The organism is Polaromonas sp. (assembly GCF_018780625.1).
GTDB lineage: Bacteria > Pseudomonadota > Gammaproteobacteria > Burkholderiales > Burkholderiaceae_C > Polaromonas.
Genome location: NZ_JADMJK010000038.1, coordinates 1 through 20806 on the forward strand (window position 1 = coordinate 1; position 20806 = coordinate 20806).

Below are 20806 nucleotides of genomic sequence, written 5' to 3' on the forward strand. Positions count from 1 at the left end.
TGGGGGCTGTCGAATGTGTATGAAATCTACCCGGTGTGGCGTCATCGCTACGCGCCGGGGGTCACACGCAACACCGAGCATGTGTTTGGCCTGTGCATCCCTCAGCGGTGTGCCGTCACGCTCAATCCGCGCGAGCACACGGCCTGGCAGTGGTTGCCGTATCACGCCGCAGCCGAGCGCTGTTTTTCACCCTCCAATGCCGAAGCCATTTTGTTGTTGCCGCAGTTCATCGCTTGAGTGGCGCTACGCATGGCGCCCATGCACGGCCGACCGGATTGGCAAACACCGCATGCATGACGCAACACCACCCACCCATGTTTCCACGCAAGAGCGCTGACGAACTGCAGTTGCTGCACAGTGGCCAGGCGTTTTTCCCGGCGCTCATCGAGGCTTTTGATGCCGCAACGCGGTGGATTCAGCTGGAAACCTATATTTTTGACTTTCACGGCGCCGGCGCGCAGGTGGCCGACGCTTTGATTCGCGCTGCCGGGCGTGGTGTCACGGTTCAAGTGCTGGTGGACGGCATTGGTACCAGTCCTTTGCCTTCGGACTGGCATCAGAAGTTTGCCCGCGCAGGCGTTGCGTGGTGCGTCTACTCGCCGCTGGGGGCAGGACTTGGCGGTCTGGGTGGGTTGGGGCTGCTGGTGCCTGAACGCTGGCGCAGGCTGCACCGCAAGCTGTGCGTGGTTGACCAGCGCCTGGTATTTTGCGGTGGCATCAACGTACTGGACGATTACTTTGATCTGATTCACGGTGAACTGAAGGCCCCGCGCTTTGATTTTGCAGTCGCCGCAACGGGGGCACTGGCGCTGGAGGCCGCCGACGCCATGGCCTTGCTCTGGTGGCGCGTCCAGGTAGGGTATAGCGCGCGGCAGCGGCATCTGGGCGAGGCGTGGGAGAAGTTCAGGGCTGCGGGTTACGGCGGGCTTGCCGATGTCCCGCAACTTGCGCCTGCGTCAAACGCCGGTGCGGCATCATCTGCCATGGCACGCCCCCGGGCTGCGCTGGTGCTGCGCGACAACCTGCGCCATCGCGCCAGCATCGAGCGCGCCTACCGCAAGGCGATTGGCCAGGCCCGCCACGAAATCATTATTTCCAACGCCTATTTTCTGCCCGGTGGCAAGCTGCGCCGCGCCCTGGTCCGGGCCGCCAGGCGCGGCGTGCGCGTGACGCTGCTGCTTCAAGGCAAGTATGAACACTTTTTTCAATACCATGCTGCCCGGCCGGTGTATGGTGCCCTGTTGGCCGCCGGGGTTGAAATTCATGAATACGAAGCGAGTTTTTTGCATGCCAAGGTCGCGGTGGTGGACGGGCATTGGGCGACCGTGGGATCGTCCAACCTTGATCCCCTGAGCTTGCTGCTGGCCCGGGAGGCGAATGTGGTGGTCGACGACCCTGCATTTGCACAGGTCCTGAGAGGCCATTTGTGCGAAGCCATGACCACGCAGGGGCGGCGCATGGACCCCGCTGCTTACAGTCAGCGGCCGCTTGGCCAGCGTTTGCAGGGCTGGCTGGCATATGCTTTGATGCGACTCGCGCTGCTGGTCACCGGGCAGCGTTACTGAGCCTTTTTGAGGCCACAGGGGGGCGTGGCCAGTGATTGAGAATGCTATATAAATAGTAGCTTCATATGTCCGCAGTTATTGGGCTAAGGGCATAAAACCTTGAAATATGTCGGGCGAGTCTGTTTTTGGGACAAGCTGGTAATATCCAACATGCTTATGAAAACTACCACGCACCCCCAGGACGCAACGGATGAAGGCACGCCTGTTTCCGTCAAAATTCGCGAACGATTGGCCCATGCCCGCAAGCGTTTCCATGCCAACGACAACATTGCCGAGTTCATTGAGCCGGGTGATCTGGAAAAGCTGCTGGATGAAGTTGAGGTCAAGATGCAGGGCGTGCTCGACAGCCTGGTGATTGACACCGCTGGCGACCACAACACAGGCAACACAGCACGCCGCGTGGCCAAGATGTACCTGAACGAGGTGTTCAAGGGCCGTTATGTCGAGGCGCCCAACATCACCGAGTTTCCCAATGCCGAACACCTCAACGAGTTGATGATTGTTGGGCCGATCACGGTACGCAGCGCCTGCTCGCACCATTTTTGCCCGGTGATCGGCAAGATATGGATTGGCGTCTTGCCTAACGAGCACACCAATGTGATTGGCTTGTCCAAGTACGCGCGGCTGGCTGAATGGGTCATGGGCCGGCCCCAGATCCAGGAAGAAGCCGTGGTGCAACTGGCCGACCTGATCATGGAAAAAACGCAGCCTGATGGTCTGGCCATCGTGATGGAGGCCAGTCACTTCTGCATGTCCTGGCGCGGCGTCAAGGACATGGACAGCAAAATGATCAATTCCGTGATGCGTGGCGTGTTCCTCAAGGATCCGACCCTTCGCCGCGAATTCCTTGCATTACTTCCCCGGAAAGGCTGACTGAATGTTGGTACGTTTGCTTTATGCGAGTCGCGCGCTGGACACCAGTCCCTCCGCCATCGAGGCTATTTTGGCGCAGTCACGACAGTACAACCCGACCTCCGGGATTACCGGCATTCTTTGCTACGGCGGGGGTATTTTTCTGCAGGCCATTGAAGGCGGTCGAATGGCCATCAGTGATTTGTATGGCCACATACAGCGGGATGTGCGCCACAAGGATGTCGTGCTGCTTCAATATGAAGAAATATCAGAGCGCCGTTTCAGTGGCTGGACCATGGGGCAGGTCAATATCCTCAAGTTGAACCAGTCCATTTTGCTGAAATACTCCGAAAAGCCTGAGCTCGACCCTTACTCGGCGTCTGGCAAGGTATCTTTTGCATTGCTTGAAGAACTGATGGCCACCGCGTCCATCATCGGCCGGTCCTGATACCGCGTCATCATTGCTGCCGGCTTGCCGACAGGCTTGCACATGACCGCTGCCTTGCTGATAGGTTGTGATTTTTCCAGCAGCCCGAGCCGCCGCAAACCAATTGTGATGGCGGCAGGTTCGTGCGCCGGCGCACGCGTGTTGCTGGCGGGCCTGGAGCGCATTGAGTCGCTGGAAGGCTTTACGCACTGGGTGCGCCAGGACCGGGCCTGGATAGCAGCCTTTGACCTGCCCTTTGGCCTGCCGCGCGAGCTCGTGGAACACCTGGCCTGGCCGGTGCTTTGGCCTGGGCTGATCCGCCACTACGCGGGCATGAGCCGTCCCGAGATCCGCAATGCCTTTGCAGCTTTCTGCAACGCGCGTCCCGCAGGGCAAAAATTTTCCCATCGCGCCGCCGACAAGCCGGCCGGCTCCAGCCCCTCCATGAAATGGGTCAATCCGCCGGTAGCCTACATGCTGCACGCCGGTGTGCCGCGGCTGCTGGATGCGGGCGTGCATTTCCCGGGTCTGCATGACGGCGACAGCCAGCGTGTTGCGCTGGAGGGCTACCCCGGTCTGCTCGCGCGCGAGGTGCTGGGCAAGCGCTCCTACAAAAGCGACGACAGGGCCAAACAGACGCCCGAGCGCTTGATTGCCCGCAAAGACCTGATCACCGCGCTGGAGCATGGGCAAACCCGGCTGGGTTTGCGTCTGAAAGTCAGTCATGCCCAGCGCGACGCGCTCATTGACGATGCCAGCGGCGACAGCCTGGATGCCGTCTTGTGCCTGATGCAGGCCGCGTGGGCGGCGGGGCAGGGGGCACCCCGCTATGGCTTGCCGCCCGGGATGGATCCGCTGGAAGGCTGGATAGTCACGGCCGAGGCGACGCGTATTTGAGTATTATTCAAGCCTCTGGCCCAATAGATATGAGGGTTTAATGCTATTTATTTGGTGGCAAGTGAAACATGTGACTTCGGCTTCCCGGGCCGCCCTGCTGGCGGTACTGGCTTTTACCGCCTTCACCATCTTGGTGGCCTGGTGTTCTCCGGCCTTCTCATCGGCACGCGAGCAGCCCGGCTGGTCGGGCGTCGTGAGCTATGTGGTGGACGGCGACAGCGTTCATGTGCGCCCGGCAGATGGTGGCAAACCGGTCCACATTCGCATGGACGGCCTTGATGCCCCCGAGATTTGCCAGCCGGGAGGCCGTATGGCGCGCGAGGCGCTCAAGCACCGGGCGCTGGGTCAGCATGTCGTGGTTTACGGCAGGCGTCATGATGACTACGGTCGGCTGTTGGCGCGGGTTGATTTAAAGGATGACGACTTGGGGAAGTGGATGGTGATGAAAGGGTATGCCTGGTCCTACCGCTACCGCAAAAATCCCGGCCCCTACGCCGTGCAGCAGCGTCATGCCCAGGCTGCGGGGATAGGAATTTTTTCGCCAGCACATGCGGCGCCCGCGGTGTATCCCGGGACGTTCCGGAAACAGCATGGAACTTGCTACCCGTCATGACGCGTCGTTGGCAGGGACGCAAAAAAAGCAGGCGATGAAATTTTCATCGCCTGCCTGATGTTTCGCTACCGCAGCAGCGAAAGGAGCGGATCAACGCTTAAGGACGAACGACGATGTCGTTGCGAACGCTTTTGACGTTCTTCACGCCCATGGCGATATTTCCTGCCTGGGCTTTTTCAGTCGTTGACTTGGCGAAACCGGACAGCTGAACCGTGCCATTGAGCGTTTCGACGCTGATGGACAGGCCGGAGACGGTTTTGTCTTCAAGGAACTTGGCTTTGACGGCGGTCGTGATGGCAGCATCATCAACGTAGGCACCAGCAGTTTCCTGGCCGCGGACAACAGCGCAACCGCTGCCGATGATGGTGATACCTGCCAGAGCGGCGAATGCAATTGCGCGAACGTATTTCATGGGGTTTTCCTCTTGATTTGACTTAACTGAACTGAACTGAACTGGTGCAAGTTTAAAAAGCCTGTCGATGAGCGGCACCACGCCCATCGACCTGCGTTAAGGGTTATTTTTCCAGCCAATCCTTGAGCTCGGCGGAGGAGGTGTTTTGGGTGTTCATGGGGTTTCCTGTGGTTGTTCCGCATCGCGCGGGGCGCTGTAAAGCACCGACAGCACGACGTTTGAAAGCTCGGATGACCGGAGTGTTGCCAGCAGCAGCCCTCCCAGCGAAACCAGGCGCCACGGCCTGAGCACGACCGTCGCGGCACCGACACCGGCTGCAATCGCCAGTAGCTTGAAGGGCTTTTCTGCGGCATAGCGGCCGATCACCGGCGTGGCGACATCAAGCGCCACATGCACAGGGTGGTGGTGCCACCAGGCCCGTACGGCATGTTTGAACACGCCCCACTTGCCGCCAGACCCCGCGCCAGATTCCATCCGTTCGCCGGTGTCTGGACCGGTTGGGTCGTCCAGGCTTTGGCGGTCCCGCGTCATGTGCCTGAGAATGGCCCTGCGGCTGCTTGCCAGTCGCTCCTGGGGCGTCGGATCTGAAAGGGAGTTCATGCCGATATACCTTCAGGCCACCGAGCGCAGCGCCCGTTTGTCGCTTTCCATCTGCGCCTTGAGTTCGGTAAAACGCTCGCGTTGAAGCGGCTTTCTCGCCATAAAGAACGCAATGAGCAGCAATCCCAAGGCAAAGCCCGGCACCGCAACCAAACCCCAATGGAACTGGTTTTGCAGCAGGCCCAGCATCAGGGCTGTGCCTGCCAAGCCCAGAAACACCATTGCCGACAATGCGACCAGCACCCAGGCCACTGCGCGCGTCAATAACGCGGAGGCTGCGGAGGAGGCTTCATCATGAAACAACGCGGCGTAGGCCGAGAGGTGGTCCACGACCAGATCGGGTCTCTGTACAAGCGTTGAAAAAAGCGGATGCAGCATGAGCAGGGTATGTGTTGGGGGTCAGCGCTTGGCCTGAAAAGTCAGCAACATTTCAGCAGATGATTGCGTTAGCGGCGGTTTTGATCGCGATTGCGGGCAGATGCAATCAGCAGTGCTACCGCAGCGCCAACGGCCGCGGCAATCAGCACGGAACGCAGGGGCTGATCGGCCACGTAGCGTGTGGTCACGTTCGCTGCCCGCTTGAGGGAGTGCTCGGCGCGGTCCTTGGCCTCTGTGGCCAGGTCAAGACTGTGGCGCGCCAGCTTTTGTGCCTTGGATGCCAGCATGTCGACAACCGGATCGATGTTGCCGCGCAATTCGCGCACGGTGTGTTCGGCTTTGTCGAGGGCCTCGTTGGCGTAGCTGCGGCTTGACGAAACCGCTTTGCCAGCGGTTTGCATCAAGTCATCAGACGCCTGGCGCATGGCAGGCAGGGCATCGTGGGCAAATCTGGAGGCGTTTGGGGTGTTCATTTTGAGTCCTTGGTGAGTTGGAATTTCAGGAAAGTGTGCGCTGGGTAGAGAGAAGGCGCTGCGTGGGATGGCACCCTGCAGTAGCAGGCGTCATTTTTTTTTGAGCAGGCTGACGACAAAACTCACGATCGCCATGATTGCGAAGATGAAAAAGAGTATCTTGGCAATCTCCACGGCGCCTGCTGCAATGCCGCCGAAACCAAATACGGCGGCGATCAGTGCGATCACCAGAAAAACGACGGAATAGTGCAGCATCTCAATCTCCTTGCTTGGGCTGGCGGGCTTCTTTTGAAACGCCTGCAACTAGCTTAAGAAAGAAGCTGATTTTTTCTCATCGGCTGCGAACGTGTGCCTCTGTCAGTTCCAGGGTGGAAGCACTGTAGGAGACGGCTGACAGTTTGTTACGCGTGCATGGTTTCAGGGGAAATGGGGACTGCTGCAACGCTGCGCCAGGCTCAACTGCCCCGGGGCAGCACCGCGCGAATTTGCGTGCCGCTGCCTTCACTGCTCGTCACGGTCAGTCGGCCGCCAGCGGCCTCAACGCGGTGTCGCATGCCTGCCAGGCCGTGACTGGTCGGCCCCACGCTGTCCAGCTTGAAGCCCTTGCCGTCGTCCCTGACCTCGACGGAGATATAGCCGTCAAAGGTGTGCAGGCTGATTTCAGCCTGCCTGGCCTCGGCATACTTGCCGATGTTGGTCAGCGACTCCTGAACCAGCCTGTAAACGGTCAGTTGCGCGGCCCCGCCCAATTCGACATGCTCCAGGTCGGTGGTGATGGTCAATTCCGAACGTTCCTGAAATTCCCGGGCCAGAATTTCAAGCGATGCCACCAACCCGAGGTGGGAAAGCGAGGAGGGACGCAAATCTTCAACAATGCGCCGCGCCAGGGCAATGCCGCTGTTCAGCGTGCTGGTCAGATGCGCCAGGCGTTCTGTGGCTTCTGGCACGTTGCCAGCCAGGCGCGACTTGAGCCTGGCAACATCCAGCTTGGCAGCCGTCAGCAGTGAGCCCAACTCGTCATGCAGTTCACGTGCCAGATGACCCCGCTCGTCCTCCCGCACATTTTGCAAATGGGTGGCCAGCTTGGCCAGGCTGGCAGTGCGCTCGCGCACCTGCGATTCCAGCATGTCGCGCTCACGCTGCAGCGACTCCTGCTCCCGCTTGCCGGCGGCAAGCAAGGCCTTGGTTTGCTGCAGGTACATGTAAAAAGCCAGCAGCCCGGCCAGCGCCATGGTGGCAATGCCGATGCGGGACAGCAGCAATGTCTTTTTGATCTGCGCTTGCCCCAGTTCCATTTTGCTGATGCTGCTGGCCGTCAGCCGGGCCGACTGTGCACGAATCGCGTCCATGTGCACTTTGCCGACGTCCGTGGTCAGGATGAATTTCCAGGCGTCCTCGTTGCCTTCCCTTCGCATGCGTACGCTCAAGTCCATTTCGGCCAGTTTGCGTGAAACATGCTCTGACATGACGCCAAACTCTGCGAGTTGGTCTTTGTAGGGGGCGAACAGCTGATTCAGAACCCCAAGGGTCTGCTGAAGATCCGCCATGGCGGTGGTGTACGGCTCCAGGTAGCGAGGATCGCCGGTCAGCAAATACCCCCGTTGCCCGGTTTCTGCGTCCAGCACATGCTGCAGCAACTTGTTGATGGCACCGCGGGTTTGCTGCGCCTCCTCAATGTTGGCCGCCGCCGCAGTAGAACGCTGAAAACTCGCTTCGTTGATAAATATGAGAAGGGCTGCAGCCAGCACCGCCAAGGGCAGGCTGATGGCTATTTTGTATATTGCAAATCTTTTCACGGCAAAATCCATTCAGTATTCAGTGAATAATTCGACAATAATGAGCGCTGGAAATCAATGATGATGGCGCGCTTTGCGCAGCCGTTAAAGAAAGACAGCGACATGATAAAAATCGGAATTGTGGATGACCACGCCATTGTGCGTACCGGGCTCAAGCAATTTTTTTCGGATCAGGTGGACTTGCGGGTCGTCGGCGAAGCCGGCAGTGGCCGCGAGGCCATCGATCTGGTTCGCAATGTCGAGCTGGACATCCTGGTCATGGATCTTTCCATGCCCGGCCAGAGTGGCATCGACGCTTTGGCCATGATCCGTGCCAAAGCGCCCGACGTGGGTATCCTGATTTTGAGCGGTTACCCCGAGGAGCATTACGCGGTCAATCTGATTCGTCAGGGCGCCAGCGGCTACCTGAACAAGGAGTGCGACCCGTCGGAAATTGTCGATGCGATTCGTGTGATTTCTCTTGGAAAGCGCTACATCACGCCGGCAGTGGCGGAGTTGCTGGCGCAGCAACTGAACCGCCCCAAGGACATGGCTGCCCATGAGCAATTGTCGGAGCGGGAGTTTCAGGTGTTTCTCAAGCTGGCCAAAGGGGAGACGGCGGGCGACATTGCAAAGGCGCTTTCCCTGAGCGTCAAAACCGTGAGTACCTACCGCACCCGCGTGATGGAAAAAATGAGTCTTTCTTCCAACAGTGACCTCACCTATTACGCGCTCAAGAACAAGTTGATCGACTGATTTCAAGCGGACTGACTGCTCTGCTGGATGCAGTAGTCCACCAATGCATCGATTTCGTTTGATTTGTCGAAAACTGCGTCAACACCCAATTGTGCGCAGCGCTGGCGAATGTCTGCCGTGGCGTAGTTGCTCAGTACGACCACCTTTTGTCTCGATGGACGGTCCCGGCAAGATGCAAGCACGCCCAGTCCACTTCCCTGTTTGAGAAACAGGTCAACGATCGCCAAGTCCCATTCATTCCGGTTTTCAGCAAGCCACGCTTTGCCTTCGTTCTCGGTTTCGGCACTTCCCACCGCGTTGATGCTGGCCAATTCTTCCAGTGTGCCAATCAGGTTTTCGCGAATGGTCGGGTTGTCTTCGACGATATAAGTTTTAAGTCTCACTGCTCTTGCCTAATTAACGACGCTAGGGATTCGGAACATTGCGAAAGACCCGCCAGTTGCTGCCGGCAAGAGTCAGCGGATGTAATCCTGCCCCATTACTTAATGTATCTTCTGCCGCCAGTTGATTGTGCCATCCGGCCCAGTCTATCTGAGTAGGATGTTTCCTACGTCCGCATTGCAAAGGACTGTAGGTACATGCCCACAGCGTTTCATGGCGCTTGCCGACTGGCCTTCAGCGTCTTTTTGCTTGATAGTCAACCATCTGCAAGCCAGTGCCCGCATCTGTTGATTGCCCCCTTGGCGGTTGGTGCGCTGCCGGCCGCTGCGACGAAAAGAATTTTTCTGAAACTGGCCGTAACCACCTTCAACGAATGAAAAACCCCCTGTTCCAATCTGCTTCCGCCCGAAAGTGGCTTGCGGGCACCGTCGCTTTGCTGGTCGTTTTGGCCTCGGGCATTTATTTTTTCCCATGGGATTCACTTCGTGAACCTATCAACCGCTATGTCTCGGAACAGCTGGGGCGCCGCTTCGCAATTACGCAACATCTGGCGGTGCGCCCAGGCCTGACCAGCACCGTGCGGGCGGAGGGTGTGGAGTTTTCCAATCCCGAGTGGGCGAGCGAGCCTTTCCTGGTTAAAGCGGGTGTTGCCGAATTCGATATCGAGTTGTTACCCCTGTTGCTGGGCAAGGTCGTGCTGCCCCGGATTGTGCTGACTGAAGCGCAACTTGGCCTGCAGATTGAGCCCGATGGGCGGCGCACCTGGGCGCTGTCGCGCGACACATCCGACGTCAGCGCTGTCCCGGTGATCGGCGCCTTGCTGGTTAATAACGGTAGCGTTCACTACCGGGCAGCGGCGCAAGGCGCCAATATAACCGCTCAATTTACCCTTGCCGAGGAGGCGCCCGACCAGCTTCCCTTGCGATTCAACGCCAAGGGAAAATGGAAAAATGAGGCGTTTAGCGCTGACGGGCGAAGCGGTGGCGTGCTGCAACTGAACCAGAATATCCAGGCCCCATTCCCTATTGAAGTGAATGCCACGGCGGGAAGAACCACCCTCAAGGCCAAGGGCTCGATTGCCAATATTGCAGAGTTCGCCAGCCTGGACGCCACGGTTGATCTGCAGGGGCGAAATCTTGGAGAGCTTTACAAGCTGCTGGGCGTCGTCCTGCCTTCCACGCCGCCCTACAAGCTTCGCGGCAAGTTGCTCAAGAAAGGCAAGGTCTGGTCCGCCAGCCAGATTCAGGGGGTACTGGGCAAGTCGGACCTAAGTGGCGCGCTGAGTTTTGACCAGTCGGCTGCGGTGCCGATGCTGACAGGAAAAGTGGCGTCAAAGCTGCTGGATTTTGCGGATTTGGGGCCGGTGGTCGGCCTGGCGCCGTCGGGCAGTTCGGGCCGCATCGCTGGCGCCGCTTCAGGCAAGGTGCTGCCCGTGGCGACGCTGGACGTGGACAGGCTCAAGGCCATGAACGCCGACGTGACATACGCCGCTGCGGACATCCGGCATGTGAAGGCGCTGCCGCTCGACAAGGGCAGCGTTCACGTCAAGCTGAAAGATGGGGTCCTGGATCTGGAACCCGTGTCCCTGGGGGTTGCCGGAGGGAGCGTTGCGGGACGTATTCATATCGACGCGAACGTGGTGCCTGCCGCCTTTAATACCCGGCTTGACGTGCGCGGGGTCCAGTTGAACCAGTTGTTTCCTGCCGTCGAAACCACCAAGAGCAGCCTGGGGAAAATCAGCGGGCAGTTTGACCTGAAAGGGCGTGGCAATTCGGCTGCGCAAATGCTCGGGTCGGCCTCCGGGGATGTCGCCATATTGATGGGCAAGGGTGAAATCAGCAACATCTTGCTGGAGTATATGGGCCTGGACGGCGGCGAAATCATCAAGTTTCTGGTGCGCGGTGACCGTACGGTGCAACTGCGCTGCGCCGCTGCAGCCTTTGATGTGACGGACGGGCTGATGACCAGCCGTGCCATCGTGCTGGACACCACCGATACCGTGATCAATGGCCGCGGCCGGGTGAGTCTGGCCAAGGAAACCCTGGACATTGTTCTGGAACCCTCGCCCAAAGACCGCAGCATTCTGAGCCTGCGGTCGCCACTGCTCATTGGTGGTACTTTTGTTGCGCCCTCAGTGGGTCCAGACAAGGCTGCGCTGGCGGGTCGGGTCGGAATTGGCCTGGTGCTGGCCGCCATCAACCCTTTGCTGGCACTGGCTGCCACGGTGGAAACCGGCCCGGGCCACGACGCGGATTGCCAGGCGGTGCTGGCGAAAGCGGCCAAGCCCACGGCGGGCAAGCGTTAATTTAATGGCCGCCGCAGACGGTGCAGGCGGGGTTGCGTGCCAATTGCATCTCGTTCCATGACATGCTGCGGCCATCGAGCATGAGCAGTCGCCCTGTCAGCGGCTGCCCTACATTGCACAAAAGTTTAAGGGCCTCGGCGGCTTGCACCGATCCCACGATGCCGACCAGCGGCGCAAACACGCCCATGGTGGCGCAGCGCGTGTCTTCGAGCCACTCGGATTCCGGAAACACGCAGGCGTAGCACGGAGACAAAGCGTCTCGCGGGTCATAAACCGCGATTTGCCCGTCAAAGCGGATGGCGGCTCCTGACACCAGCGGCTTGCGGTGCTGGACACAGGCACGGTTGATGGCGTGGCGCGTCGCGAAGTTGTCGGTGCAGTCCAGCACCAGGTCGGCTTCCTGGACCAGTTTGTCCAGCAGCGCATCATCGGCCCGTTCAGTGATCGTCATGACGTTGACATCCGGGTTGATGGCGGCAATGGACTGTGCTACGGACGCGGCCTTGAACTGATCGATGCGCGCCAGCGTGTGGGCGATTTGCCGCTGCAGGTTGGTGGCATCGACCCGGTCATGGTCGACGACCGTGATGCGGCCAACGCCGGCGCTGCCCAGGTACAAGGCCACCGGCGAACCCAGCCCCCCCGCACCCACCATCAGCACATGGGAGGACAGGAGTTTTTCCTGGCCTTCAATGCCTATTTCGTCAAGCAGGATATGCCGGGAATAGCGGAGCAGCTGGTCGTCGTTCATGAAGAAAAAAGAAGCGGAAATTGGGAAGGACACATGCAAAGGCCGGCTTGAGTGCCATGACGCAAGCCGGCCCGGGCTCGTTGGGGCCTGATTCGCCCGGGTTCAGGCCTAGTTTTCTTTTTTCTCGTTTTTAGGTTCGACCACGGCCGTCTTGCTGACCAGCACAGGGCGACCCTTGAGCTTATTGATGGCTTGCCCCAGCTGGAAGTCCTTGTCGCTGCCCAATTCGGGCGGGCGGCGCTGCTCAGGCGTCTTCCTGGCTTCTTCTTCCAGTCGCTTCATGGCTTGCTCGCGGGCCTTTTCCCGGCCCTCGTCCTTGATTTCAGCGCCCTGGCCGCTGCCCAAGTGTTTTTCAAGGTCGGCTTCGCGGGTGCGCAGCGCGGCAAACGGGCTGCCTTCGGCGGTCTCGTCGACCATCACATCGGGAACAATGCCGCGTGCCTGAATCGACTTGCCGCTCGGCGTGTAGTAGCGCGCAGTGGTCAGCTTGATGCCCGTGTCGGGACCCAGCGGACGCACGGTCTGGACCGAGCCTTTGCCGAAGGTCTGGGTGCCCATGATGGTGGCGCGCTTGTAGTCCTGCAGTGCGCCCGCCACAATCTCGCTGGCCGAGGCGGAGCCTTCATTCACCAGCACCACAAGCGGCACGTTCTTGAGCGCTGCAGGCAGGCGCTTGAGCGGGTCTGCCCCGTTGCGGCGCTGGTAAAACTCGGGCGATGCCTTGTACGTGAACTTGCTTTCAGCCAGCTGCCCGTTGGTGGATACCACGGTGACGTTTTCAGGCAGGAAGGCGGCCGACACGGCCACGGCCGCATCCAGCAAACCGCCCGGGTCGTTGCGCAAGTCCAGCACCAAGCCCTTGAGGTTGGGCTCCTGCTTGTAAATCTGCTCAAGTTTGACGACGAAATCCTCCACCGTGCGTTCCTGGAACTGGCTCAGGCGAACCCATGCGTAGCCGGGCTCCACCACCTTGCCGCGCACCGACTGGGTACGTATTTCTTCACGGGTGATGGTGACGGGGAAGGTGCGGTTTTCATCCTTGCGGAAAATGGTGAGCCGCACCTTGGTCTGGGGCTCGCCGCGCATTTTTTTGACCGCGTCGTTCAAGCTCAAGCCCTTGACGGCCGTGTCATCAATCCGTGTGATCAGGTCATTGGGTTTCAGTCCGGCCCGGTCGGCCGGCGAGCCTTCAATTGGGGACACCACCTTGACCAGCCCGTCTTCCTGGCTGATCTCAATGCCGACGCCGACGAAGCGACCGCTGGTGCCTTCCCGGAATTCCTTGTACGATTTTTTGTCGAAGTAAACGGAATGCGGGTCCAGGCTGGCCACCATGCCCGAGATGGCGTCGGTGATCAGTTTTTTCTCGTCAACCGGCTCGACATAGTCTGATTTGACCATTCCGAAAACCGCGGCAAGCTGCTGCAACTCTTCGAGCGGCAATGGCGTGAGTCCGCCGCGTGCGACGGCCTGAAGTTGTACCGTGGTGAGGGCGCCTGCCACAACGCCAATTGAAATCCAGCCTGCTGTCTTGAGCTTTTGACCCATAAAAATACCTTCATAAGTCTGTTGAGGAACCGTTGCTCCTACAGAACTGGAGCAATATACACCTTGGACAGAAGCGCCGCTCTACAGTTCCATTGGCAGGGCCATGCAGTGCCGAAAAAGGGTTGAAACTGCCGGCTTATCCGTCGGTTTTACAAGACTTTTACAAAAAAATGGCGCCCGGGCTGGCCCTGGCTGGATATCAGGCCTTGCCCTGTGCGCCCACGGCTGCAGCGGCTTTGGCAGCCGCTTCGCTGTCGCCCAGATAGTAGTGGCGCAGCGGCTTGAGGTTCTCGTCCAGCTCGTACACCAGCGGGATGCCGTTGGGGATATTGAGCCCCACGATATCCTCGTCAGATATGTTGTCCAGGTGCTTGACCAGCGCGCGTATCGAGTTGCCATGGGCCACCACCATGATGCGCTTGCCGGCTTTGATGGCGGGCGCCATGGATTCATTCCAGAACGGCAGGACACGCTCCACCGTGTCTTTGAGGCATTCGGTCAGGGGCACCTGCTCGGGGGGCAGCTTGGCGTAGCGCGGGTCGCCGCGCTCGCAGCGTTCATCTTCAGCGGTCAGGGGTGGCGGCGGGGTGTCGTAGCTGCGGCGCCAGACCAGCACCTGCTCGTCGCCGTATTTTCTGGCAGTTTCAGCCTTGTTCAGGCCCTGCAAGGCGCCGTAATGCCGCTCATTGAGCCGCCAGCTGTGCACCACAGGCAGCCAGGTCCGGTCCATTTCATCGAGCACATGCCACAGCGTGCGGGTGGCGCGCTTGAGTACGCTGGTGTAGGCCAGGTCAAAGTCATAGTCTTCTTGCTTCAGGAGCTTGCCGGAGTTTTTGGCCTGCTCTATGCCGGTCTCCGTCAGGTCCACGTCGGTCCAGCCGGTGAATTGGTTGTCAAGATTCCAGGTCGATTCGCCGTGGCGGATGAGCACAAGTTTGTACATAAAGTGGGCAGTCGGTATTGAGGATAGGGCGATAAATGGCCGGCAGCAGGCCGGTTTCTGCCTCTATTCTAAAATCACGGGTTAGGCATAAAACACACAAAGGTTCAAAGTGAAATTTCTGATCGATAACTGGATGCTGATTTCCGTCGCACTGGCTTCTGGCAGCATGCTGGTATGGCCCATGATTTCAGGCAGCATGAACGCGGGCGCCCTGACGGCCAGCGGCGCGGTGCAGCTGATCAACCGTGAAAAAGCCGTGGTGGTGGATGTATGCAGCGCCGAGGAATTTGCCGCTGGCCACGTGGTGGGCGCAAAACACATACCGCTGGGCGAGCTGGAGTCCCGGCTGCCGGGCGTGGTAAAAAACAAGGCCTTGCCGGTGATTCTGGTGTGCGCCAGCGGCATGCGTTCTGGCCGTGCTGTCGCCATTGCCAAAAAGCTCGGCTACGAGCAGGCCCAATCATTGAGCGGCGGGCTCAAAGCATGGAAAGACGCTAACCTGCCGGTTGAAAAAGCCTGACAAGGCTGAAAGTAGCTGTCTGCAAGACAGCTTCAGGGTGGCAACCCGGGCAATTTCCGGGCTGACCCTGATTTTTTTATTCCCTGTGCCTGGCCTCCTGCCAGCATCTCCCGGAGAAAGCATGCAAACCGTCAAAATCTACACCACCGGCACCTGCCCCTATTGCATTCAGGCCAAACAGCTGCTCAAGGAGCGCGGTGTCACCGAACTTGACGAAATCCGGGTCGACATGGTGCCCGGCGAGCGGCAGAAAATGATGGAGATCACCGGCCGGCGTTCCGTGCCGCAAATTTTCATCGGATCAACCCATGTCGGCGGCTGTGATGACCTGGTCGCGCTCGACGGCCGCAGCGGCTTGATGCCGCTGCTCAATGCCTGAGTCCGGGCGACAGGCCCAATTTCGCCCCCTGAGATAATGCAGCGCTAGTCGCCGCACGCTTTTGAGTGCGGATGGCTTTGCGATTCATTTCCATTTTTCAAGAACCCCCGAAAGAGCACCATGGCCGAAGCCAATCTTGACCCCGTATTCCAGATCCAGCGCGTTTACCTCAAGGACTTGTCGCTCGAGCAACCCAATTCGCCGGAAATCTTGCTGAATCAGGAGCAACCCAGCGTGGACATCCAGCTCGGCGTGAACGCCGCGCCAGTGGCTGACGGCCTGTTCGAGGTCACGGTGACCGCCACCGTGCATACCCAGATCGCGGATAAAACCGTGTTCATGGTGGAGGCCAAGCAGGCCGGAATTTTTGAAATCCGCAACATCCAGGCCGAGCAAATTGGCTCCATCCTGGGCATTGCCTGCCCGCAGATCGTCTACCCCTACCTGCGCAGCAATGTGGCCGACATCATCCAGCGCGGCGGTTTCCCGCCGGTGCACATGGCTGAAATCAACTTCCAGGCGATGTACGAGCAGCAGCAGGTCGAAGCCGCCGCTGCCGCAGTGGCTCCCCCCCAGATCATTGTTTGAGGGGCGTTCAGATGCCGTTTGTCACTGACGTCGCTGACGGATTGCGGTTGTGAACCTGCTCGTGATTGGCGCGGGCGCCTGGGGCACGGCGCTGGCCGTCAGCGCCTCACGCGCGACGGGCAGGCATCAGGTCACCCTGTGGGCGCGCGATGCGGCTCGGGTCCAGGCTATGCAGGCCGAACGCACCAACGCACGCTACCTGCCCGGCATTGCCTTTCCTGAGGGCTTGCGGGTGCAGGGCGGCAGCGACGCCTCGCTGGCCCAGGCGCTCAGCGGACAAGACCTCATCATCATGGCCACGCCGGTGTCGGCCGCGCGCGACATGCTGATACGCCTGCAGCGCGCCACCGTGCCGGTCGCCTGGCTCAGCAAGGGCTTTGAAGCGCCGCTCGCCGCAACCGGATCCACTGCGTCATCCGCCCCTTTTGGCTTGATGGTCCATGAGATACGGGCCCAGGTGGCGCCCAATTTAAGAGCCGGCGTGCTCAGCGGCCCGAGTTTTGCGCTCGAAGTGGCGCGCGGTCAGCCGACGGCCCTGGTGGCCGCCAGCGAACACGCCGAAGTGCGCGATGCGCTGGTGGCCGCGTTTCACGGCCCGACGCTGCGCGTCTATGCCAACGACGACATCATCGGCACCGAAGTCGGCGGTGCGGTCAAGAACGTGCTGGCCATTGCCACCGGGCTGTGTGATGGCCTGTCGCTCGGGCTCAATGCCCGCGCCGCACTGATCACGCGCGGACTGGCCGAAATGACGCGCCTGGGCGTGGCGCTTGGCGCCCGCGCTGAAACCTTTACCGGACTTTCGGGGCTGGGCGACCTGGTGCTGACGGCCACCGGCGATTTGAGCCGCAACCGCAAGGTTGGGTTGCTGCTGGCGCAAGGCAACAGCCTGGCCGAAGCGGTGCAGTCGCTCGGCCATGTGGCTGAAGGCGTTTACTGCGCCCGCACCGTGGTGCAGCGCGCCGCCAGCCTGGGCGTGGACATGCCGATTGCGAAAAGCGTGGTGGCACTGCTGGACGGAAAAATCCAGCCCGCCGAGGCGGTGGCGCTGCTGATGGACCGCGAGCCGACCACCGAACAAGCCTGACGCCGGGGCGCCAGGGCCGCTCGCTACTTCTGCAGCACCAGCGTCACCAGCAGCGACGAGTCCTGCCGCGCCGTCAGGGCGTGGTCGACACCGCCTGCCAGCCACATCAGCTGGCCGGCTTTCATGCGCTGCGTCTGGCCGTGCGCCGTCAGTTCAATCTCGCCTTCCAGGCAGTGAATTGTCATGTCGCCCTTGACCTGGTGCGAGGGCATGGTTTTATGCGCAGGCATCACCACCCGCATTACTTCGAGCGTGCCGGTTTTGAAAAGTGCCGTGGTTCGGGCCTCGGCCAACTGGTCTGCCAGCGGCTGAACGTCCACGAGTTGCCCGGAGGCGGCGTGCGAGATGGCCATGGTGAAACTCCTTGGGTGCGTCGGTAATGCCTTCATGCGGTTTATACCTCACGGGCAAAACGGCCCGGAAAAACTCGTCCTGCCGCTGGTTCGGTGCGTTTTCAATACCTGCGCAAGCACCGTCCGGCCAATCGTCAAATTTCCAGGTTGTCAATCAGCCGGGTGTTGCCCAGCTTGGCGGCGCCCAGCACCACCAGCGGCACGCCGGCCAGCGGGCCTTGCGGGGGCTGCAGGTCGCTGCGGCGGCGCACTGTCAGGTAGTCGGGCTTCCAGCCGCGCCGCGCCAGCGCCTGCAGGGCCTGGGCTTCCAGCGCTGCAAGATCGGGGGCCTCGGTCGCACCGGCGGCGCGGGCGGCGTCGCCCATGGCGCGCAGGGCCTGGGCCAGTTGCGCGGCTTCCTGGCGCTCGGCGGGATTGAGGTAGCTGTTGCGCGACGACAGCGCCAGCCCGTCGTCGGCGCGCTGGGTTTCGCCGGCCAGAATCTCGATCGGCAGGGCAAACTGCTGCACCATGCGGCGCACCACCAGCACCTGCTGGTAGTCCTTTTTGCCAAAGGCCGCCACGCCCGTCGGCATGCCGGCAAACACGCATGAAAACAGCTTGAGCACCACGGTGCTGACGCCGATGAAAAAGCCGGGCCTGAAATGCCCTTCCAGCATGTCGCTGAGGTCGGTCGCCGGATGCACCTTGAAGGTTTGCGGCTCGGGGTACAGGTCTTTTTCGCGCGGGGCAAACACCACATCGCAGCCGGCCGCTTCCAGGCGCTGGGCATCGGCGTCCAGCGTGCGCGGGTAGCTGTCAAAGTCCTCGTGCGGCGCAAACTGCAGCCGGTTCACAAAAATGCTGGACACGGTGACATCGCCCATCGGCTTGGCCTGCTTGACCAGCGCGATATGGCCGGCGTGCAGGTTGCCCATGGTGGGCACAAAGGCCGGGCGCTTGTAGGGGCTGAGGTGGGCGCGCAGGTCTGCGATGGTGTGAACGATGTGCATGGGTTTTCCTTGAATAGGGTGGGGACGGGCTACCAGGCGTGGGCGCTGTTGAGCGGAAAGCTGCCGTCCTTGACGGCGCGTACATAGGCTTCCATGGCGCCGCGCACGCTGGCGCTTCGGTTGCTGTCGCCCTCCATGAAGTTGCGGACAAACCTGGGCATTTTGCCCAGGTTCATGCCCAGCATGTCGTGCAGCACCAGCACCTGGCCCGACGTGCCGTCGCCCGCACCAATGCCGATGGTGGGGCAGTGCGTCAGCAGCGCGGTCACTTCGGCCGACAGCGCCGCTGGCACCATTTCCAGCACCAGCATGGAGGCGCCTGCGTCCTGCAGTGCGCTGGCGTCGCGGCGCAGCAGCGCGGCCGATTCCTCGGTCTTGCCCTGCACGCGGTAGCCGCCCAGCGCATGCACGGTTTGCGGCGTCAGGCCCAGGTGGGCGCAGACCGGAATGCCGCGCTCGACCAGGAAGCGCACCGTCTCGGTGGTCCAGCCGCCGCCTTCGAGCTTGACCATGTGGGCGCCAGCCTGCATCAGGGTGACGGCGCTGCGCAGCGCCTGCTCTTTCGATTCGTGGTAACTGCCAAACGGCAGGTCGCCGATCAGCCACGCCACGCCATGCGCGCGGCGCAGGCCGTTGGCCACGCACTCGGTGTGGTGGCGCATGGCCTCCAGCGTCACGCCCACGGTGCTGGTCAGACCCTGGCAGACCATGCCCAGCGAGTCGCCCACCAGGATGCATTCGACGCCCGCCGCATCGGCCACGGCGGCAAAGGTGGCGTCGTAGGCGGTCAGCATGGTGATTTTTTCGCCCTGGGCGCGCATTTCCCGCAGGCGCGGCAGGCTCATGGGCTTGCGGGCCGAGGGCGTGGAAGCCGGCGGCAGCGTGCCATAAGGGGTGGCTGAAGCTGCCGGGGCAGCGGTGTCTGAAGTCATGGGCACTCTCCTGAATGAGCGGGAGTTTAATCCGGGGGGCTGTTCAGCAGGCCTCAAAAATCAAGGCCGTCGCGCGCGGCATCAGGCCGCCTGCGGCGCCGAGCGCGTCATGCCAAGCCGCTCCAGCAGCTTGAGGTCGGCATCGGTGTCGGGGTTGCCGGTGACCAGCAGCTTGTCACCGTAAAAAATCGAGTTGGCGCCGGCCAGAAAGCACAGCGCCTGCACCGCGTCGCCCATCTGCTGGCGGCCGGCCGACAGGCGCACGCGGGCCGTCGGCATGGTGATGCGCGCCACCGCAATGGTGCGGACAAACTCGAACGGGTCCAGGTCGGCCTGGTCAGCCAGCGGCGTGCCTGCAACCTTCACCAGGTTGTTGATGGGCACCGACTCGGGGTAGGGCGTGAGGTTGGCCAACTCGGCCACCAGGCCGGCGCGCTGGCGGCGGGTTTCGCCCATGCCGACAATGCCGCCGCAGCAGACCTTGACGCCGGCGCTGCGCACGCGGGCCAGCGTGTCGAGCCGGTCCTGGTACTGGCGCGTGCTGATGATGTCGCCATAGAAGTCAGGCGCGCTGTCCAGGTTGTGGTTGTAGTAGTCCAGGCCCGCGTCCTGCAGCGTTTGCGCCTGGCCGTCTTCGAGCATGCCCAGTGTGGCGCAGGTTTCCAGGCCCAGTGCCTTGACGGTGCGGATCAGCTCGGCGACTTTTTCAATGTCGCGCTCCTTGGGCGAGCGCCAGGCCGCGCCCATGCAAAAGCGCGTGGCGCCTGCGGCCTGCGCCAGTTTGGCGGCGGCCAGCACTTCGGCCGGCTCCATCAGCTTGCTGGCCTCCACGCCGGTGTCGTAGCGCGCCGCCTGCGGGCAGTAGCCGCAGTCTTCGGCGCAGCCGCCGGTCTTGACCGACAGCAGCGTGGCAAATTCAATCCGCGTCGGGTCGAAGTGCTCGCGGTGCACGGCTTGCGCCTGGTGCATCAGTTCGGGAAAAGGCAGATTGAACAGCGCTTCAATCGCGTCCACGGTCCAGCGCTCGGCGCCGGTTTTGGGGGCCAGCGGGGCGGCGGGGCGGTGCAGGGTGATGGGTTGTTCTACAACGGAGGACATGGTCTGTTTTCCTTCTTACCAGGTGGTTTTTTTGAGTCTAGCTGATGCCGCGATGCGGTCCGGCTCAGCGCGCGGCCCTGGCCAAAGCGGTCAGGGTGTCAATCAACAGGTCGATGTCGGCGTCGGTATGGGCCGCCGACAGGGCGATGCGCAGGCGCGCCGTGCCCTCGGGGACGGTGGG

27 protein-coding genes are annotated in these 20806 nt (G+C 61.1%); 13 read left to right on the forward strand and 14 right to left on the reverse strand.

Features of this window, described 5'->3' with window-relative positions:
- The 6 genes from nudB to IV091_RS03000 all read left to right on the forward strand — a co-directional run.
- The coding region (gene nudB, locus IV091_RS02975; protein ID WP_293464914.1) for a dihydroneopterin triphosphate diphosphatase at positions 1-237 on the forward strand (237 nt) is incomplete at its 5' end.
- A 77-nt stretch (positions 238-314) separates the two neighbouring features.
- Complete coding sequence (clsB, locus tag IV091_RS02980) at positions 315-1565, forward strand: cardiolipin synthase ClsB (RefSeq protein WP_293464917.1); 1251 nt, start codon at positions 315-317, stop codon at positions 1563-1565.
- A 150-nt stretch (positions 1566-1715) separates the two neighbouring features.
- Positions 1716-2438 carry a GTP cyclohydrolase I gene (gene folE / locus IV091_RS02985; protein WP_293464919.1) on the forward strand — a complete coding sequence of 241 codons (723 nt, stop codon included), beginning with the start codon at positions 1716-1718 and terminating at the stop codon, positions 2436-2438.
- A 4-nt stretch (positions 2439-2442) separates the two neighbouring features.
- Complete coding sequence (locus IV091_RS02990) at positions 2443-2865, forward strand: BLUF domain-containing protein (protein ID WP_293464922.1); 423 nt, start codon at positions 2443-2445, stop codon at positions 2863-2865.
- Positions 2866-2907: 42 nt separating this feature from the next.
- Complete coding sequence (locus IV091_RS02995; RefSeq protein ID WP_293464925.1) at positions 2908-3741, forward strand: DUF429 domain-containing protein; 834 nt, start codon at positions 2908-2910, stop codon at positions 3739-3741.
- Between the two features lie 70 nt (positions 3742-3811).
- Positions 3812-4354, forward strand: coding sequence for a thermonuclease family protein (locus IV091_RS03000; protein WP_293464927.1), 543 nt, complete (start codon positions 3812-3814; stop codon positions 4352-4354).
- 97 nt (positions 4355-4451) lie between these two features.
- Here the strand turns inward: IV091_RS03000 and IV091_RS03005 are convergent, their stop codons facing one another.
- The 6 genes from IV091_RS03005 to IV091_RS03030 all read right to left on the reverse strand — a co-directional run bounded on the left by IV091_RS03005 (position 4452) and on the right by IV091_RS03030 (position 8013).
- Entirely contained in the window at positions 4452-4766 is a 315-nt protein-coding gene (locus IV091_RS03005; RefSeq protein WP_293464981.1) for a BON domain-containing protein, read from the reverse strand.
- A gap of 153 nt (positions 4767-4919) precedes the next feature.
- Complete coding sequence (locus IV091_RS03010) at positions 4920-5366, reverse strand: hypothetical protein (RefSeq protein WP_293464930.1); 447 nt, start codon at positions 5364-5366, stop codon at positions 4920-4922.
- A 12-nt stretch (positions 5367-5378) separates the two neighbouring features.
- A complete protein-coding gene (locus tag IV091_RS03015; RefSeq protein ID WP_293464933.1) occupies positions 5379-5744 on the reverse strand; it encodes a hypothetical protein in 366 nt (121 codons plus the stop codon).
- Positions 5745-5812: 68 nt separating this feature from the next.
- Positions 5813-6217, reverse strand: coding sequence for a hypothetical protein (locus IV091_RS03020; protein ID WP_293464936.1), 405 nt, complete (start codon positions 6215-6217; stop codon positions 5813-5815).
- 90 nt (positions 6218-6307) lie between these two features.
- Positions 6308-6472 (reverse strand): DUF1328 domain-containing protein, encoded by a 165-nt coding sequence (locus IV091_RS03025; RefSeq protein ID WP_293464939.1) that lies wholly within the window; start codon positions 6470-6472, stop codon positions 6308-6310.
- Between the two features lie 200 nt (positions 6473-6672).
- The gene (locus tag IV091_RS03030) at positions 6673-8013 is read right to left on the reverse strand and encodes a CHASE3 domain-containing protein (RefSeq protein ID WP_293464942.1); all 1341 of its coding nucleotides are present in this window, start codon (positions 8011-8013) and stop codon (positions 6673-6675) included.
- Between the two features lie 102 nt (positions 8014-8115).
- Between IV091_RS03030 and IV091_RS03035 the strand changes: the two genes are divergently transcribed.
- Positions 8116-8748: a response regulator transcription factor gene (locus tag IV091_RS03035; RefSeq protein WP_293464946.1), complete on the forward strand. Its 633-nt coding sequence runs from the start codon at positions 8116-8118 to the stop codon at positions 8746-8748.
- A gap of 2 nt (positions 8749-8750) precedes the next feature.
- Here the strand turns inward: IV091_RS03035 and IV091_RS03040 are convergent, their stop codons facing one another.
- The gene (locus tag IV091_RS03040; RefSeq protein WP_293464949.1) at positions 8751-9131 is read right to left on the reverse strand and encodes a response regulator; all 381 of its coding nucleotides are present in this window, start codon (positions 9129-9131) and stop codon (positions 8751-8753) included.
- A gap of 195 nt (positions 9132-9326) precedes the next feature.
- Here IV091_RS03040 and IV091_RS03045 point away from each other — a divergent pair, with 195 nt between their 5' ends.
- Together IV091_RS03045 and IV091_RS03050 are read left to right on the forward strand one after the other, a co-directional pair.
- Positions 9327-9506 carry a hypothetical protein gene (locus tag IV091_RS03045; protein WP_293464951.1) on the forward strand — a complete coding sequence of 60 codons (180 nt, stop codon included), beginning with the start codon at positions 9327-9329 and terminating at the stop codon, positions 9504-9506.
- Positions 9503-11434: an AsmA family protein gene (locus tag IV091_RS03050; RefSeq protein ID WP_293464953.1), complete on the forward strand. Its 1932-nt coding sequence runs from the start codon at positions 9503-9505 to the stop codon at positions 11432-11434. The genes IV091_RS03045 and IV091_RS03050 overlap by 4 nt, the downstream gene beginning before the upstream one ends.
- Position 11435: 1 nt before the next feature.
- On the opposite strand, the gene IV091_RS03055 is transcribed toward IV091_RS03050, so the two are convergent.
- The 3 genes from IV091_RS03055 to gpmA all read right to left on the reverse strand — a co-directional run bounded on the left by IV091_RS03055 (position 11436) and on the right by gpmA (position 14676).
- Positions 11436-12185, reverse strand: coding sequence for a HesA/MoeB/ThiF family protein (locus IV091_RS03055; protein ID WP_293464956.1), 750 nt, complete (start codon positions 12183-12185; stop codon positions 11436-11438).
- Positions 12186-12293: 108 nt separating this feature from the next.
- On the reverse strand, positions 12294-13733 hold the full coding sequence (locus IV091_RS03060; protein ID WP_293464959.1) for a S41 family peptidase: 1440 nt from the start codon (positions 13731-13733) through the stop codon (positions 12294-12296).
- A 199-nt stretch (positions 13734-13932) separates the two neighbouring features.
- Entirely contained in the window at positions 13933-14676 is a 744-nt protein-coding gene (gpmA, locus tag IV091_RS03065) for a 2,3-diphosphoglycerate-dependent phosphoglycerate mutase (RefSeq protein WP_293464962.1), read from the reverse strand.
- Between the two features lie 109 nt (positions 14677-14785).
- Between gpmA and IV091_RS03070 the strand changes: the two genes are divergently transcribed.
- From IV091_RS03070 to IV091_RS03085, 4 genes are all read left to right on the forward strand, one after another.
- A complete protein-coding gene (locus IV091_RS03070) occupies positions 14786-15196 on the forward strand; it encodes a rhodanese-like domain-containing protein (RefSeq protein ID WP_293464964.1) in 411 nt (136 codons plus the stop codon).
- Positions 15197-15317: 121 nt separating this feature from the next.
- Positions 15318-15575, forward strand: coding sequence for a glutaredoxin 3 (gene grxC / locus IV091_RS03075; RefSeq protein WP_293464967.1), 258 nt, complete (start codon positions 15318-15320; stop codon positions 15573-15575).
- 120 nt (positions 15576-15695) lie between these two features.
- Positions 15696-16163, forward strand: a complete 468-nt coding sequence (gene secB / locus IV091_RS03080; RefSeq protein WP_293464970.1) for a protein-export chaperone SecB — start codon at positions 15696-15698, stop codon at positions 16161-16163.
- A gap of 49 nt (positions 16164-16212) precedes the next feature.
- Positions 16213-17250, forward strand: a complete 1038-nt coding sequence (locus IV091_RS03085; RefSeq protein ID WP_293464972.1) for an NAD(P)H-dependent glycerol-3-phosphate dehydrogenase — start codon at positions 16213-16215, stop codon at positions 17248-17250.
- A 23-nt stretch (positions 17251-17273) separates the two neighbouring features.
- Here the strand turns inward: IV091_RS03085 and IV091_RS03090 are convergent, their stop codons facing one another.
- The 4 genes from IV091_RS03090 to bioB all read right to left on the reverse strand — a co-directional run bounded on the left by IV091_RS03090 (position 17274) and on the right by bioB (position 20625).
- Positions 17274-17603, reverse strand: a complete 330-nt coding sequence (locus IV091_RS03090; protein WP_293464973.1) for a cupin domain-containing protein — start codon at positions 17601-17603, stop codon at positions 17274-17276.
- A 134-nt stretch (positions 17604-17737) separates the two neighbouring features.
- Positions 17738-18595 (reverse strand): pantoate--beta-alanine ligase, encoded by an 858-nt coding sequence (gene panC, locus IV091_RS03095; RefSeq protein ID WP_293464976.1) that lies wholly within the window; start codon positions 18593-18595, stop codon positions 17738-17740.
- Positions 18596-18624: 29 nt separating this feature from the next.
- Positions 18625-19527 (reverse strand): 3-methyl-2-oxobutanoate hydroxymethyltransferase, encoded by a 903-nt coding sequence (gene panB, locus IV091_RS03100; protein WP_293464978.1) that lies wholly within the window; start codon positions 19525-19527, stop codon positions 18625-18627.
- Between the two features lie 81 nt (positions 19528-19608).
- Positions 19609-20625 (reverse strand): biotin synthase BioB, encoded by a 1017-nt coding sequence (bioB, locus tag IV091_RS03105; protein ID WP_293464979.1) that lies wholly within the window; start codon positions 20623-20625, stop codon positions 19609-19611.
- Positions 20626-20806: the final 181 nt, after the last annotated feature.